The sequence below is a fragment of the Sphingorhabdus sp. genome (assembly GCF_044357595.1).
Classification (GTDB): Bacteria; Pseudomonadota; Alphaproteobacteria; order Sphingomonadales; family Sphingomonadaceae; genus Sphingorhabdus_B.
On the sequence record NZ_JBIKPH010000052.1, the window covers coordinates 1 to 14,831 of the forward strand.

Consider the following 14,831-nt stretch of genomic DNA (forward strand, 5'->3'; position numbering starts at 1 on the left):
CACTGATGTTTGTGACCGCTGTGGTGGCAACAAGCGTTACTGCATCATTGCCGCCTGTGTCCTGAACGGCTGCATTGGTGGTCGCAGCATTCTTCGCAGGCGCTGTGTAGCCCACGGTCACAGCCTGGCCTGCACCGATTGAGGTCGCAAGGGTTAGCTCGATGGTCGAGCCGTTGACCGCAACGCTGCTCACGGTTGCAGTGACACCAGCTACCTTTACCGCAAAGGCAGTCTTGGCTGCTGTGATGGCGCCTAGCGCCTCGTTATAGGTAAGAATGACCTTGAGGCCATCCGCGCTGGTTGTTGCGCTTGTGAACGTAGGGCCTGTCTTATCCGCTGCACTGATGTTTGTGACCGCTGTGGTGGCAACAAGCGTTACTGCATCATTGCCGCCTGTGTCCTGCACGGCAGCGTTGGTGGTCGCAGCATTCTTCGTGGGCGCTTTATAGCCCACGGTCACAGCCTGGCCTGCACCGATTGAGGTCGCAAGAGTTAGCTCGATGGTCGAGCCGTTGACCGCAACGCTGCTCACGGTTGCAGCTACACCCGCTACCTTTACCGCAAAGGCAGTCTTGGCTGCTGTGATGGCGCCTAGCGCCTCGTTATAGGTAAGAATGACCTTGAGGCCATCCGCGCTGGTTGTTGCGCTTGTGAACGTAGGGCCTGTCTTATCCGCTGCACTGATGTTTGTGACCGCTGTGGTGGCAACAAGCGTTACTGCATCATTGCCGCCTGTGTCCTGCACGGCAGCGTTGGTGGTCGCAGCATTCTTCGTAGGCGCGGTATAGCCCACGGTCACAGCCTGGCCTGCACCGATTGAGGTCGCAAGGGTTAGCTCGATGGTCGAGCCGTTGACCGCAACGCTGCTGATGGTTGCCGCTACACCAGCGACCTTTACCGCAAAGGCAGTCTTGGCTGCTGTGATGGCGCCTAGCGCCTCGTTATAGGTAAGGATGACCTTGAGGCCATCCGCGCTGGTCGTTGCGCTTGTGAACGTAGGGCCTGTCTTATCCGCTGTGCTGATGTTTGTGACCGCTGTGGTGGCAACAAGCGTTACTGCATCATTGCCGCCTGTGTCCTGAACGGCTGCATTGGTGGTCGCAGCATTCTTCGTAGGCGCGGTATAGCCCACGGTCACAGCCTGGCCTGCACCGATTGAGGTCGCAAGGGTTAGCTCGATGGTCGAGCCGTTGACCGCAACGCTACTGATGGTTGCAGCGACACCAGCTACCTTTACCGCAAAGGCAGTCTTGGCTGCTGTGATGGCGCCTAGCGCCTCGTTATAGGTAAGAATGACCTTCAAGCCATCCGCGCTGGTTGTTGCGCTTGTGAACGTAGGGGCGGTGGTCTCTGAAATCAAGCTGCTAACCGCCACAGCGACACCATTGAAAACGAGGTACTCAATGTTTGTTAAAGTATCAATGCCTTCTGTTTTCGACCCCACAATACAATTTCCAGAAGAAAAAGTGACCGTACACTCAGATTGATTATCGCTAAAGTTTGCGTAGTCAATACCCGAACCACCGCTCACAGTATCGTTTCCCTTACCGCCGGTCAGCACGTCATTCCCGTCACCTCCATCGAGGTTATTGTTTGCAGAGTTTCCAATGAGAATGTCGTTAGATTTTCCCCCTATGGCATTTTCAATCACTACTCCATTGGCTATCGTAAAACCACCGACTACATCAAGAGCATAAGAAATATAACCGCCTGCATTAGGCCCCTGAAGCGGCGCATCGTTCAGATTAATTAAACAGGATACAGTAGAGTTAACATTACTTATTGTATCAATTCCTCCAGTGTCCCATAAGCATGACCAATATGTTCCAGATATATTTGACGTAGGAATATAATATACATTATTCCCGGAGGCATATGTTGTATTTTTTCCGTAATTTAATTGAATAGCGGCAACATCCAAAGCCATGGGCGAAGCTTGCCAGCCGTAGTTATTATTAAAAAAGCTGGGAAATTGACTAGCCCAGCCGTCATTATAGCTCATTGTTGTAAATATTCCCTGATTTAAATCATAATCACCAAAATCTCCAAAATCAGAGGAAACGCCAGGAAATACGTTGCCGTCGGACGCTGACCCACCATCATGTGGGTGAGCCAAGCCAAGTAGATGTCCAAGTTCATGCAATAGTGTTAAATATCCATAGCCACCAACCCCGAGACTGCTCGAAGTCCAGGAAGAATGTTCGCCGTTGAATACAAGATACAGAGGCTCGCCTGTAGAGTAGAACGGTACATCACTATATCCAAGGAGGCCGTTCGCAGGCTCTTTCCAAATCCACACGTCGGCAGCATTGGGGTCTGTTGTATAGACAAAATCAACATTGGCTACCGCCTCCCAAGCGGCCATTGCTCTCAACAGTGCTGCCAATTCAGGTGATGACCAAGGTATTCCCGAGCCAGTTAGATATCCATATGGATCGGAGCCTGACATCAATGCAAATGTTATTGTAACTGGGCCCCCCGAGGTAGGCAGCCCTAAAGTATCAGCCCAGCGGCCGCCCCAAACAAGGCTGTCCAGCCATGGGTTAGATCCATTAGTAGGAGTTCCATCGATACGAATTTCTGCTGCGGTACCCACCATTTGACATTCCTTTAAAATAGAAGTCATACACCCAGTCGTGCTTTGGACGACAATTCCCCACTAATGATAGTGAGCGGAATATCCTGACGCCCATATGCTAGGCTGTTTCAACAGACCAAACTACCAATCCATGGGTTCGCCAGATCCGCTGGGCCGCAACCATCTGCTTTTCTAGCCGCTATTATTCGAAATTTTGAAACCCAATATTTTCGCATAAAATGTTTTTTTATCAATTACAACACCATACTAACCTGCATTGATCACAACCCACTAGCCCATTTGCGGTGTCCGATGGTCATAATGCGCGAAGGCTGACCGACGAGCTTGTTCCAGGCCTCGCAGTAGATGTCGACGATATTTTCGTGGGAAGTGAACACCCGATTGGATAGCCAGTTGTCGCGTATGAACTGCCAGATATTTTCTACCGGGTTGAGTTCAGGACATTTTGCTGGGAGCGCGATGATGCTGATATTGTCAGGCACGTCCAGCTTGCCAGTCATATTCCAACCGGCCTGATCCATCAGTATAATAGCGTGAGCGCCAGGAGCGACGGAGAGCGCTATTTCTGTCAGATGGAGCGTCATGGTTTCTGTATTACACAAGAGCAACACCAACCCGGCGCCCTTGCCATGCTCCGGGCAGATCGCGCCGAAGATATAGGCTGATTTAGTTCGCTGATCTTTGGGTGCCCAGGGCCGTGTCCCGCGTCTGGCCCAGCGCCGCGTGATCTTGTTCTTCTGCCCGATCCGCGCTTCGTCCTGGAACCAGATCTCTATCGGCGTGCTCTTCGGGAGAGCTCTTCTGACCTTTGCCAGCTCGGCGGCAAAGCCCCCTTTTTAAAGGCCTCTATCGCAAGCTCGTTCTGGGCGTAGTGGCGAGACCGCGCCGTCAGCTTGACATAGCCCAGTCTCTTTAGCTTCCGCCCTACAATCGTTACATCAAGCGAGACCGCAAATTCGTAATGAAGTCACTAGACCAAGTCGACTAGCCGGCAGCGAATGACGCCATGGATTTCCGGGATCGGGCCGCACTCAACCATTTCGACAAGCGCACGGCGCTGGGCATCATTGAGCAGCGGCTGTCTTCCCGGAGCCTTGCCATCGAGCAGACCATCAGGACCACGGGCGTTGAACCTCACCACCCAGTCACCCTCGATCTGTAAGCCCACCCCGCCGATCCGCGCCGCCGATGTCCGGCGGCCGCCGTCATAAATTTCTGCCAATACCAAAAGCCGCCGCGCTTGGTTCGCGCTCTTCGACGTCCGCGCCAGTCGCCTCAACGAAGCACCGTCAAAATCATGCCGCAAGCTAATCGATGCTCCCATGTCACCTCCTCCAAATGAAGAACAACATGGAATCAGACTTTCAACCGCTTGGGAATCCCAAATCTGAGCCAGCCTCAGCGCAGCTTGGTATTAGCCGTACATTCCTACACAAGCGAAGCCCACTCACTATCTGATAAATCGCTTGGCAAAATAATGATACTAAAGGGCATGATTATCGTTCGGACTCTATATATGCATGTTCAGATAATTACAGAATATGATAGTATTATTCAATTTTATTATCATTATGGTCTGTGCATCTCTGTACAGGATAACGGGAGAGAAAATCGTGACAGTCGAACAGTTCATGAGCCAAAATTGGTTTGCCATCACGCTCGCTGCCTTCGCCACAGGCGTCTTGCTAGAGCTTGGCGCCGTTCAGTTCCTAAAGCGCTCGGGACGCGTGCCGCTGAAGGACTCTTTACTTTCGATTTTTCTGGGTCTCGCCAGCGATCCTGTGAATGCAATATTTGCGTTCATTACCACTGCCGCTTTGTTTGCTGTCGCGCCATTCGCCATCACCGATATACCCGTAACATGGTGGTCATTCCTGTTGTGCTTCGTCCTCGACGATCTGCGTTTCTATCTGCACCACCGTATTTGTCATCGCGTCCGTTGGGGTTGGGCGATGCATGTCGTCCATCATTCATCTACCAATTTCAACATGCCCATCGCGTTACGGCAAAGCTGGATGAAGCATTTTACCGGAACAATGATGCTCAAAATTCCTTTGATCCTGATCGGGTTTGACCCGGTATTGGTCGTATTTTGCGGGGTTCTTAACGCGACATACCAATTCTTTTTGCATACCGAAACGATTAACCGCCTGCCGCGCTGGTTCGAATTTGTTTTTAACACGCCAAGCCATCACCGGGTGCACCATGGCCGTAATCCGGAATATCTGGATTCCAATTTTGCCGGTACGCTGATTATCTGGGATCGTATGTTTGGCACATTCGTTGAAGAAGATCGCGCCGTGCCGGTTGACTATGGATTGGTTAAGAACCTTGAGACCTTCAACCCTTTCACAATCTTAACCCATGAATATGTCGGTATTGCCAAAGATGCCAGCCAGCGCGGACTGACTGTGTGGCAAAGGTTTTGCTACATCTTTGCGCCTCCGGGTTGGAGCCATGATGGATCGCGGTTGACGTCCATGGATATCAAGCGCGAGGCTGGTTTGCTCCCCGCCGATAATGAATCAGTGCAGATGCGGAAGGCGTGATGCCTGCACATTATGCGTTATCTGATGCTTTTATCGTTCTCGTCACGATATTTGCAGGAAACGCCCTGCGACGAAATGGCCAAGATTTGTTGGCTTTTGCCATGGCCTGTTTCGGAATAGCTGCAGCAGTCGGCGTGGTACGTTTTGCAGGTGGTTTGCAGGATGAACTGGCCAATCTGCATTCTGGCGCGTCGCAATATTTGGGCCTTGTAGGCACGTTAGCGGTAGCGTCCGCTTGTGTGTTTCGCGGCGGGGGCAGGGGCGATGCTCTTAGGTTGGCGATTATTCTGTGTGCCGCGGGAGCAAGTTATGTGTTTGCGCGGCCACTGCTTGCTCCTTTTTTTATTCTGGCCCTTGTGATTGCATTTATTGCCGCAACCGCGCGACCCTTCTCCTCGCAGCAAAGATGGCTGGTGCCCATTGGTGTAGTCATCATGCTTGCAAATGCCATATTCATCCGGCGTGCGGCGTGGCTGGATGAGGCGGTTTCTTGGCACCTTTATCACATACTCGTCGCACTTGCGCTGGCCGTGCTTGCGAAGGGCATGATCGTTACCGAACGGAATATGCGCGAACCCCTTGCATGATGTAGGTCCATATCACGCTTTATAGGGCCTCAATATCACACGCAGTTTATCGCATACCGCGCGTAAGCCGAATTTGCTGCAGGCTAACATGGTTGGCGATGGTTGCCAAATCGATGCGCGGGGGTTAGCGATAAAACATGCACACCACGCCACATTATGAAGAGCAATATCTTTCGCTGATGCGGCGGATTTGGGAACACGGCACGGTGCAGCGTGACCGGACCGGGGTCGGCACCAAGGCGTTGTTCGGTGCAACCATGCGCTTCTCGCTTGCCGATGACGCGATACCGTTGCTGACGACCAAGCGCGTATATTGGAAAACAGCGGCGCGTGAGATGCTGTGGTTCTTGACGGGCAATACAAATATTCGGCCGCTGTTAGAGCAAAAGGTCAGGATTTGGACTGACTGGCCGCTGGACCGCTATCGCCGTGAAATAGGTACGATCATTTCGCAAGAGGATTTCGAGCAGCGGATTATCGACGATGTAGCTTTCGCCGAGCAATGGGGCGACCTTGGGCCCGTCTATGGCGCGCAGTGGGTAAACTGGCCGCGTTATGAGGCAACAGAAAATGATCTCTACCGCCGCGCGGAAAAGGGCATTGATCAGGTTAGCATGCTTGTCGAAAGCCTGAAAAACAACCCTGGTTCGCGCCGTCATATCATTGAAGGTTGGAACGTAGCAGAGCTTGATCAAATGGCGCTACCGCCATGCCACAAAACCTATCAATTCCATGTCGCCGACAATGTGTTGAGCTGCATATTGTTTCAACGATCGTGCGATCTGGGGCTTGGTTTTGCCTTTAACGCCTTTTCCGCTGCTTTGCTAACGCGCATGCTCGCAGCGGTGTGCGGGTACAAGGCTGGGGAGCTCATCTGGCAAGGTGGGGATGTGCATTTGTATCTTAACCACGCTTCTTTGGTGGAGGAGCAATTGTCGCGCGCGCCATCGGGTAATCCCAAATTGAAGCTTTTACGCACGGCCAATAGCATTTTCGACTTTACGATCGAAGATTTTGAGGTACTTGATTATCAACCACAATCCCATATTTCCGCACCCGTCGCGGTGTAGTCTCTAATTAGGTCAGTTATGTTGACCATCACAACTTATTGAAATTGTAATAAAACTATCCATTTAAGGAAATAGAATAGGGTGAACCCTAGAAAATTTTTAAGAATTGTCATGTCATTACGAAGAAGTGGTCGTTGTCGGCGTCCGTTACAAAACAATCTTTTCCTACGAATGCCGTTGACAGAATCTCGCGCCGCTTATAGTGCGCCCCAACCGCAAGTTAGCGGGTGTAGCTCAGTTGGTTAGAGCGCCGGCCTGTCACGCCGGAGGTCGCGGGTTCGAGCCCCGTCACTCGCGCCACTACCCTAGGTTAGGCTTGGGGTGGTGCGCGGAAAGACCCTGTCTCCATCCAGATCAGAAGCGGCCGCATGGGCATTATCCAGATTGTTCCTGCTATCAGATAAATGATGCTTTGCACGGCAATGTGCTGCGCACTGATATAATCGGATGCGCTGACCACGATCATAGCCCAAACTAATATAATCAGCAATATTGCGAGCATGCCTGCTGGTTTACGCCAGGTAGGTTGTTTGAGTGGTGTGGTCATAAGGTTATCCATGATGTTTCGGTGAGAACGGCGTTGAGGGGCATGTCCCATATGTCGGATGTGATGGCAGGGGCGCGCTGCACCGACCACGCAAGACCAATGGCAAAAGAATGGTCAAGCATACTTAAGGCGCGGTCATAATGTCCTGCGCCCTGTCCAAGGCGCATTAATTGATCATCAAAGGCCACCAGGGGTGTTAAAATGACATCGGGTTTGCATTCGAGGCAATTCTCGGCGGGTTGCAGCAGCCCAAATGGGCCAGGCATCAAATCATCGCCAGGCGACCAGCGCAGAAACCGCATTGGAGCAATCTTGCTGGTAACATGGGGCAGGGCAATCTCGCTGCCGAGTGCATGCGCCTGCGCCAAAAGGGCCGAAGGATCGACCTCTGACCCTATCGCGACATAACCAGCCACTATTTTGCCGGGCTGGATATGTTTTGTGAGCGGGCTAGGGATTCTGGAAAAGGCCAGCGCGCGATCTTGCGCCGAGAGTGCACCTACAAACTGGTCACGCATGTCGCGATATTGTAACCGCTGCGACTGCTTGTCATATTCTGGTTTCACAGCTTTTCCTGAAAATTGTTGGCGGAACCACCATGGGTCGTTTCCCGGAATATCCTCTGACGCCAGGACGTCAGGTGGGCACCGTGTGATCTGGACCTTAAGGTTTCCCAAACGGCCCAGGCAGGGACAGCTCCCTTAGATAGATAATCGCCTCAGGGATGTTCTCATCAGTTCGTGCCGGACAGTCCCGCCAACAGCTAATATAAGCGTATATTGTTAATTCTCAAGCCTTAGCGCCAGATTTTCCAATCGATCCGCAAGTCCTTCTAAAACATCAGCGGATTGAGCAAATGCTTCTGAAGTTTGTGCGTTCGGTGCGGCTACTGCACCGCCGCCCGCGTCCTGCAGCTTATCCGCCAGCAATAGTGCAGAGAACAGAAGGGCGCGGTTTTCCGTAAGGCCGCGAGAGCCACCTCTCGCTTCAAGTGCGCTAGCATCCACCATTGCGCCCAGATCCATAAGACGTTGTTCTTCGCCGGGATTACAAGCTACAAAATAGTCGCGACCGGCGATGTTAATTTTGACGTCAGGCATCAGTCTGCACCTGCAAGAATTTTATCCATGTCATGGATAGCAGCAAGGGTTTCAGATTTAAGTTTTTCGTGCCGCTTGCTGAGATCACTGTCATCTGACCCGCTTGGGGATATCGCCAATTTTTCGATCCGCGACAAAGCGCGCTCGATGCGCCCTATTGCAAAAATTAATCGTTCATCTGCCATGGGTTACTATCCTCTGCTGAGGAGTATTAACAGACTATCTTTTGAATGCAAATGTGAGAACGGATTTATCACCATAGATTCCACAGGTAAAAGCACCCGGCTCCCTTGACGCTTGGCGCGCGCATCCGCAAAGGGTTTGCACCAGCGAATCGGCGGTCACGCATATTGCGATATGCCCCGCCACCCGCTCCCATTCGGGAGTAACAAGTGGGGAAAGAACATGACCGTTAGTGACCAGCAAATGGCCAATGCAATTAGGGCACTGGCCATGGATGCGGTGCAGGCCGCAAATAGTGGCCACCCCGGTATGCCAATGGGCATGGCCGACGTCGCAACGGTTTTATATTCTAAATTTCTGAAATTTGATCCGCAGGCACCCGATTGGGCCGATCGCGACCGGTTTATCCTGTCCGCGGGGCACGGGTCGATGTTTGCTTATGCGACCTTGTATCTCACCGGATACGCAAGCCCGACCATAGACGATATCCGCAATTTCCGGCAATTAGGTAGCCCCTGTGCCGGGCATCCAGAAAATTTCCTTATTGATGGTATAGAATGCACAACAGGTCCGTTAGGGCAGGGTTTGGCGATGGCGGTAGGCATGGCGATGGCCGAACGGCATCTCAACGCGCGCTTCGGTGATGAACTGGTTGATCACCGCACATGGGTTGTTGCGGGTGATGGATGCTTGATGGAAGGCATCAACCACGAAGCGGTTGGACTCGCAGGGCATTTGGGGCTTGGGCGTTTGATCGTTTTCTGGGACGATAACAGGATTACTATCGACGGCGCGACCTATCTGTCGACTAGCGAAGATATAGCCGCACGTTATGTTGCCAGTGGCTGGCACGTCGAGGCGTGCGATGGGCATGATTTCAAGGACATTGATCGGGCCATTACGGCGGCGGTAGCCGACAATCGACCTTCATTGATTGCGTGCCGGACGTTGATTGGCAAAGGGTCTCCGAACAAAGAAGGCACGAAAGCACCACATGGTAGCCCGCTTGGGGCGAACGAAATTGTTGCCACGCGGGCTGCACTTGACTGGCCTTACCCTGCATTCGAAATGCCTGATGATGTTCTTGGCGCATGGCGTGCGACAGGTAAAGCAGGCGCAGCGGCGCATGCGGAGTGGGACGTACGGTTGGCGGCATCTGCAAAGGCTGCTGCGTTCAGAACGGCTATGGCAGGCACGCCAACCAATGCTTGGCTTAAGCCACATCTGGACGGTTTAATCGCGGCGCCGCAGAAGATTGCAACGCGCAAGGCATCGGAGATTGCGCTGACTTCAGCAACTGCTGCAATAGCTGAACTCCTTGGTGGGTCGGCGGATTTGACAGGTTCAAATTTTACCCGAACCTCTTCAACTAATACTCTGGATAAAAACGATTATTCCGGTCGATATGTGAACTATGGTATTCGTGAATTCGGTATGGCCGCTGCGATGAATGGAATGGCGTTGCATGGCGGGATCATTCCTTATGGTGGCACTTTCCTGATATTCTCGGACTATTGCCGCGCAGCCATTCGCTTATCCGCCTTGCAAGAGACGCGCGTTATCTATGTTTTGACGCACGACTCTATCGGTGTAGGCGAAGATGGCCCAACGCATCAGCCCATTGAACAGATTATGTCGATGCGCCTCATACCGAATTTGGACGTGTATCGGCCTTGCGACACGATTGAGACTGCGGAATGCTGGGCATTGGCCATCGAAAGCGCATCGACCCCTTCGGTGTTGGCGCTATCACGCCAGAATTTGCCGCAGTTGCGTGCCGATATCAGTGAGAATTTCTCTGCTAAGGGTGCGTACAAGCTGCGTGCAGCTTCGGCCCCACGCAAGGTTATCTTAGTGGCTACGGGTTCTGAAGTTGAAATTGCGGCCGCCGTGGCCGACAAGCTTGAAGCACAAGGTATTGGCGCGGACGTTGTCTCCATGCCAAGCTGGGAACGCTTCGACGCGCAGCCTGCGGCTTATAAATCAGAGCTTTTGCCCACGGACGTCTTACGCGTTTCGATTGAGGCCGGCACAACGATGGGTTGGGAGCGTTATGTCGGCGACGGTCTGCGGATTGGCATCGACAGCTTTGGTGCATCCGCCCCGATCGATGCCCTGTACGAACATTTCGGCCTTACAGCTGATAAAATCACCCCTCAAATTGTTGCCCGTTTGGGCTGATTGGAGCAAATATGACTGTAAAAGTAGCAATTAACGGATTTGGCCGCATCGGTCGCTTGGTCGCACGCGCCATTTTGGAGCGCGATGACCATGATCTTGAGCTGGTCGCGATCAATGACCTTGCGCCAGCCAAGGCTAACGCGCTTTTGTTCAAACGTGACAGCGTTCACGGCCCTTTCCCTGGCACAGTTGAGGCGGATGGCAATGACATCATCGTCAATGGCAACCGTATCCATGTTACTGCAGAGCGTGATCCGGCCAACTTACCGCATGCCGCAAATGGTGTCGACATTGCCCTTGAATGCACGGGTTTCTTCACGGATCGCGCAAGCGCCGAAAAGCATCTGGCGGCAGGTGCAAAGCGTGTCCTGATTTCTGCGCCGGGCAAAAATGTCGACAAAACGGTTGTCTTTGGCGTTAATCATGAGGTGTTAACCGCTGCCGATGTGATCGTTTCCAATGCAAGCTGCACCACCAACTGCTTGGCGCCAATGGCGAAGGTGCTGAACGACGCGATTGGTATCGAGCGCGGGCTGATGACTACAATCCACAGCTACACCAACGATCAAAAGATCCTTGACCAGATACACGAGGACATGCGCCGTGCGCGTGCCGCGGCTATGTCGATGATCCCGACAACAACCGGCGCAGCGCGCGCCGTTGGTGAAGTAATGCCCGAACTCAAAGGCAAATTGGATGGTTCTGCCATCCGCGTACCAACGCCGAATGTCAGCATCGTGGACCTGACCTTCACGCCAAAGCGTGACACGAGCGTCGAAGAGGTGAACGCGTTGTTGAAGGCGGCATCAGAAGGTGCCTTGAAGGGCGTGCTGGCTTATTCGGACGAGCCTTTGGTCTCGATCGATTATAATCATTGCCCGGCAAGCTCGACCATCGATAGCCTTGAAACTGCGGTAATCGACGGCAAGTTGGTGCGCGTGTTGAGCTGGTATGACAATGAATGGGGTTTCTCCAACCGCATGGTCGACACCGCCGGCGTCATCGGCAAATTGCTGTAAGGATCTGAATGATGGCATTTCGCACGCTTGACGATCTTGGGGACATCAAGGGTAAACGGGCACTTGTCCGCGTTGACCTGAATGTACCCATGGCCGACGGGCGTGTGACGGATGAAACGCGCATGCGTGCGTTGTTGCCGACAGTGCTAGAACTGGCGGATAAGGGTGCCAAGGTCCTGTTGCTCGCACATTTCGGGCGTCCCAAGGGTGCCAAGCATAGCGAAATGTCGGTGTCGATGGTGCTTGATGCCTTGCAAGAGGTGGTTGCCCGCGAAATCATGTTCGTACCGGAAGTTGCAGGCGATGTTGTGGCGCAATCGGTGGGCATATTGGCAGATGGTGACATCGCGCTTCTCGAAAATACCCGGTTTTGGGCTGGTGAAGAAAAGAATGATCCTGAACTTGCCCGTGCCGTTGCCGCGAACGGCGACTTCTACGTCAATGACGCATTTTCGGCGGCACACCGTGCGCACATGTCGACCGAAGGATTGGCACATATCCTGCCAGCCTATGCTGGTCGTTCGATGGAAGCCGAGTTAAAAGCGTTGGAAGCGGCGCTTGGTTCGCCAGAGCATCCTGTGGCAGCCGTAGTTGGCGGAGCAAAGGTCTCTACAAAGCTTGATGTGTTGAACAATTTGGTCAAACAGGTCGACCATCTGATTATCGGTGGCGGCATGGCGAATACCTTTTTGGCCGCACGCGGTGTGCATGTCGGGAAATCTTTGTGCGAGCATGATCTTGCCGACCAAGCCAATGCCATCATGGACGCAGCGGACGCCGCTGGCTGCACTGTGCATTTGCCTTATGACGTCGTGACTTCACGCGAATTCCGCGCAAATCCTCCGGTACGGACAGTGAATGTTCATGAGGTCGCTGCTGATGAGATGATCCTCGATGTCGGGCCTGCCGCTGTTGAGGCGCTTGCGGATGTATTGAAAAACTGTCGCACTTTGGTGTGGAACGGGCCATTGGGTGCTTTTGAGATTGAACCTTTTGACGCGGCTACAGTGTCACTGGCCCGCACAGCAGCCGCGTTGACGCGGGAAGGCTCGCTGGTGTCCGTTGCGGGTGGTGGTGATACTGTCGCTGCGCTGGCGCACGCTGGCGTGACGCAAGACTTTACTTTTGTTTCGACCGCGGGCGGTGCTTTTTTGGAGTGGATGGAAGGCAAACCGCTCCCCGGTGTTGATGCTTTGAATATCGTTTAAACATTTGGGGTAGCGCCCCGTTTTTTTCAACTGTTGGTGCATACGTATGCACGACATAAAATTGAGGAAGTTGCTCATGAATTACTCTGAAATGCTTGAAAAAGTTGCCACTGCATCTGGTTTTATTGCTGCGCTTGACCAGAGCGGCGGTTCAACACCCAAGGCACTTCGGGGTTATGGTGTCGAAGAGGATGCTTACACAAACGAGGAAGAGATGTTTGCGTTGATCCACGACATGCGCACGCGCATCATTACAGCGCCAAGTTTTTCCGGTGATAAGGTGCTGGGTGCTATCTTGTTCGAACGGACTATGGATAGCGACGCCGGCGGTAAGCCCGTGCCAACAGCGCTGCAAGATCGCGGCGTGGTGCCATTCCTTAAAGTCGACAAGGGGCTTGAGGATGAGGTGGATGGTGTTCAATTGATGAAGCCAATAGCCGGTCTTGATGAACTGCTTCAGCGCGCGAAGGCCAAGGGCGTGTTTGGCACGAAAAAGCGGTCGGTAATCAATCAGGCTTCGCCTTCGGGCATCGCGGCGATCGTGACGCAGCAATTTGAAGTGGCTGAGCAGATCGTAGCGAATGGCCTGATGCCAATCATTGAGCCTGAAGTGAACATCAAAAGCGCTGACCGCGCGCAAAGCGACCTCATCCTGCGCGACGAGATATTAAAGGCGCTGGATAATGTATCAGGCGACCACAAGGTGATGCTTAAACTGTCAATTCCGGCCGAGGCGGGCACGTTTAACGGGCTTATCAACCATCCACGCGTCTTGCGTGTTGTCGCCTTGTCTGGTGGCTATGCCCGTCCTGAAGCGTGCGCCAAGCTTGCCAATAACAAAGGCATGATCGCAAGCTTCTCGCGCGCTTTGTTGGAAGATCTGCGCTACCAGATGACCGCGGACGAATTTGACGCGGCACTTTCCAGCGCCATTGATGAAATTCACGCAGCGTCTGCCGCTTAGGGTCAGGGTCACGTAAATTCGCATGCGAGGTTTGAGGCCAGTTTGGATAGGGGCTGGCAGTAAATGCGCAAGGCATTTGCCGTTGGCCTAAAGCCGCGCTATTGAGCGCAGTATGAAAGAATTTCCCTGCCAATTATATCTTATCTCGCCGCTTGAAGTAGGCGGCGATTTTCCCGTTCAGCTTGAGGCTGCGTTATCTGCGGGACGAGTTGCCGCATTCCAATTTCGCGTCAAGGATGTGGACCAGCATGAGGCTGCTGCCCTGGCAGAGCCCCTGCAGGCAATTTGCGCCGCGCATGATGTCGCGTTTATCGTTAACGACAGTGTCCCGCTCGCCAAACGGTTAAAGGCTGACGGCGTGCATTTGGGTCAAGGTGATGGTGACGTTAGCGAAGCACGCGAGCTGCTTGGCCGCGAGGCGCAGATTGGCGTCACCTGTCACAACAGTCGCCATCTCGGGATGGAGGCGGCGGAGGCAGGCGCAGATTATGTTGCCTTTGGGGCCTTCTACCCAACACAGACGAAGTCCGTCGAGCATATTGCTGATCTAGATACGTTGCAGAAATGGTCACTTGTAACCGAAGTACCTTGCGTGGCTATTGGCGGCATCACAGCTGATAACGCCAAGCCGTTGATTGATGGTGGCGCGGACTTCATTGCCGTGAGCAACGCGGTCTGGACCCATCCACAGGGGCCGGCAGAAGCCGTAAAGGCGTTCAACGCACTGCTTGCCTAATCGCGCTGTCATCGCTAAAGGCCGCGTCCAACGGCACGTTTTTGCGTGCCTGCTCTTTCCATCTGTCAAGCGAGTGCACTCATGAAAA

The 14,831-nt window shown here is 53.1% G+C and carries 13 protein-coding genes, 1 tRNA gene and 1 pseudogene; 9 read left to right on the plus strand and 6 right to left on the minus strand.

All coding sequences use genetic code 11. The features are described from left to right. Both ACIQ2T_RS06940 and ACIQ2T_RS06945 read right to left on the minus strand, forming a co-directional pair. Positions 1 to 2,626: SwmB domain-containing protein (locus tag ACIQ2T_RS06940; protein ID WP_397590183.1), on the minus strand; the 2,626-nt coding region annotated here is incomplete at its 3' end. 233 nt (positions 2,627 to 2,859) lie between these two features. Further along, positions 2,860 to 3,923 (minus strand): annotated as a pseudogene (locus ACIQ2T_RS06945) (IS630 family transposase). A gap of 289 nt (positions 3,924 to 4,212) precedes the next feature. Here ACIQ2T_RS06945 and ACIQ2T_RS06950 point away from each other — a divergent pair. From ACIQ2T_RS06950 to ACIQ2T_RS06965, 4 genes are all read left to right on the plus strand, one after another. Further along, the gene (locus ACIQ2T_RS06950) at positions 4,213 to 5,148 is read left to right on the plus strand and encodes a sterol desaturase family protein (RefSeq protein WP_397590184.1); all 936 of its coding nucleotides are present in this window, start codon (positions 4,213 to 4,215) and stop codon (positions 5,146 to 5,148) included. Continuing rightward, a complete protein-coding gene (locus tag ACIQ2T_RS06955) occupies positions 5,148 to 5,735 on the plus strand; it encodes a hypothetical protein (RefSeq protein WP_397590185.1) in 588 nt (195 codons plus the stop codon). The genes ACIQ2T_RS06950 and ACIQ2T_RS06955 overlap by 1 nt, the downstream gene beginning before the upstream one ends. 137 nt (positions 5,736 to 5,872) lie before the next feature. Continuing rightward, on the plus strand, positions 5,873 to 6,805 hold the full coding sequence (gene thyA, locus ACIQ2T_RS06960) for a thymidylate synthase (protein ID WP_397590186.1): 933 nt from the start codon (positions 5,873 to 5,875) through the stop codon (positions 6,803 to 6,805). A gap of 223 nt (positions 6,806 to 7,028) precedes the next feature. Beyond that, positions 7,029 to 7,105, plus strand: a tRNA-Asp gene (locus tag ACIQ2T_RS06965). Between the two features lie 10 nt (positions 7,106 to 7,115). Here the strand turns inward: ACIQ2T_RS06965 and ACIQ2T_RS06970 are convergent. The 4 genes from ACIQ2T_RS06970 to ACIQ2T_RS06985 all read right to left on the minus strand — a co-directional run bounded on the left by ACIQ2T_RS06970 (position 7,116) and on the right by ACIQ2T_RS06985 (position 8,637). Further along, positions 7,116 to 7,352, minus strand: a complete 237-nt coding sequence (locus tag ACIQ2T_RS06970; RefSeq protein WP_397590187.1) for a DUF2842 domain-containing protein — start codon at positions 7,350 to 7,352, stop codon at positions 7,116 to 7,118. Next, positions 7,349 to 7,918 carry a 5-formyltetrahydrofolate cyclo-ligase gene (locus ACIQ2T_RS06975; protein WP_397590188.1) on the minus strand — a complete coding sequence of 190 codons (570 nt, stop codon included), beginning with the start codon at positions 7,916 to 7,918 and terminating at the stop codon, positions 7,349 to 7,351. The genes ACIQ2T_RS06970 and ACIQ2T_RS06975 overlap by 4 nt, the downstream gene beginning before the upstream one ends. A gap of 216 nt (positions 7,919 to 8,134) precedes the next feature. Beyond that, positions 8,135 to 8,452 (minus strand): cell division protein ZapA, encoded by a 318-nt coding sequence (locus ACIQ2T_RS06980; protein ID WP_397590189.1) that lies wholly within the window; start codon positions 8,450 to 8,452, stop codon positions 8,135 to 8,137. Continuing rightward, positions 8,452 to 8,637: a hypothetical protein gene (locus ACIQ2T_RS06985; RefSeq protein WP_397590190.1), complete on the minus strand. Its 186-nt coding sequence runs from the start codon at positions 8,635 to 8,637 to the stop codon at positions 8,452 to 8,454. Before ACIQ2T_RS06985 ends, ACIQ2T_RS06980 begins: the two co-directional genes overlap by 1 nt. A gap of 220 nt (positions 8,638 to 8,857) precedes the next feature. Between ACIQ2T_RS06985 and tkt the strand changes: the two genes are divergently transcribed. The 5 genes from tkt to thiE all read left to right on the plus strand — a co-directional run bounded on the left by tkt (position 8,858) and on the right by thiE (position 14,743). Next, positions 8,858 to 10,816 carry a transketolase gene (gene tkt, locus ACIQ2T_RS06990; protein WP_397590191.1) on the plus strand — a complete coding sequence of 653 codons (1,959 nt, stop codon included), beginning with the start codon at positions 8,858 to 8,860 and terminating at the stop codon, positions 10,814 to 10,816. Positions 10,817 to 10,827: 11 nt separating this feature from the next. After that, positions 10,828 to 11,835 carry a type I glyceraldehyde-3-phosphate dehydrogenase gene (gene gap, locus ACIQ2T_RS06995; protein WP_315477873.1) on the plus strand — a complete coding sequence of 336 codons (1,008 nt, stop codon included), beginning with the start codon at positions 10,828 to 10,830 and terminating at the stop codon, positions 11,833 to 11,835. A gap of 8 nt (positions 11,836 to 11,843) precedes the next feature. Next, a complete protein-coding gene (locus ACIQ2T_RS07000) occupies positions 11,844 to 13,043 on the plus strand; it encodes a phosphoglycerate kinase (RefSeq protein ID WP_397590192.1) in 1,200 nt (399 codons plus the stop codon). A gap of 76 nt (positions 13,044 to 13,119) precedes the next feature. After that, positions 13,120 to 14,007: a fructose bisphosphate aldolase gene (locus ACIQ2T_RS07005; RefSeq protein WP_397590193.1), complete on the plus strand. Its 888-nt coding sequence runs from the start codon at positions 13,120 to 13,122 to the stop codon at positions 14,005 to 14,007. A 112-nt stretch (positions 14,008 to 14,119) separates the two neighbouring features. Then, positions 14,120 to 14,743, plus strand: coding sequence for a thiamine phosphate synthase (gene thiE / locus ACIQ2T_RS07010; protein ID WP_397590194.1), 624 nt, complete (start codon positions 14,120 to 14,122; stop codon positions 14,741 to 14,743). Positions 14,744 to 14,831 lie beyond the last annotated feature (88 nt).

Coding starts and splice junctions, on each gene's coding strand:
- ACIQ2T_RS06955 (WP_397590185.1), top strand. CDS start 5,148: ATGCCTGCACATTATGCGTTATCTGATGCTTTTATCGTTCTCGTCACG.
- thyA (WP_397590186.1), top strand. CDS start 5,873: ATGCACACCACGCCACATTATGAAGAGCAATATCTTTCGCTGATGCGG.
- ACIQ2T_RS06970 (WP_397590187.1), bottom strand. CDS start 7,352: ATGACCACACCACTCAAACAACCTACCTGGCGTAAACCAGCAGGCATG.
- ACIQ2T_RS06980 (WP_397590189.1), bottom strand. CDS start 8,452: ATGCCTGACGTCAAAATTAACATCGCCGGTCGCGACTATTTTGTAGCT.
- ACIQ2T_RS06985 (WP_397590190.1), bottom strand. CDS start 8,637: ATGGCAGATGAACGATTAATTTTTGCAATAGGGCGCATCGAGCGCGCT.
- tkt (WP_397590191.1), top strand. CDS start 8,858: ATGACCGTTAGTGACCAGCAAATGGCCAATGCAATTAGGGCACTGGCC.
- gap (WP_315477873.1), top strand. CDS start 10,828: ATGACTGTAAAAGTAGCAATTAACGGATTTGGCCGCATCGGTCGCTTG.
- ACIQ2T_RS07000 (WP_397590192.1), top strand. CDS start 11,844: ATGATGGCATTTCGCACGCTTGACGATCTTGGGGACATCAAGGGTAAA.
- ACIQ2T_RS07005 (WP_397590193.1), top strand. CDS start 13,120: ATGAATTACTCTGAAATGCTTGAAAAAGTTGCCACTGCATCTGGTTTT.
- thiE (WP_397590194.1), top strand. CDS start 14,120: ATGAAAGAATTTCCCTGCCAATTATATCTTATCTCGCCGCTTGAAGTA.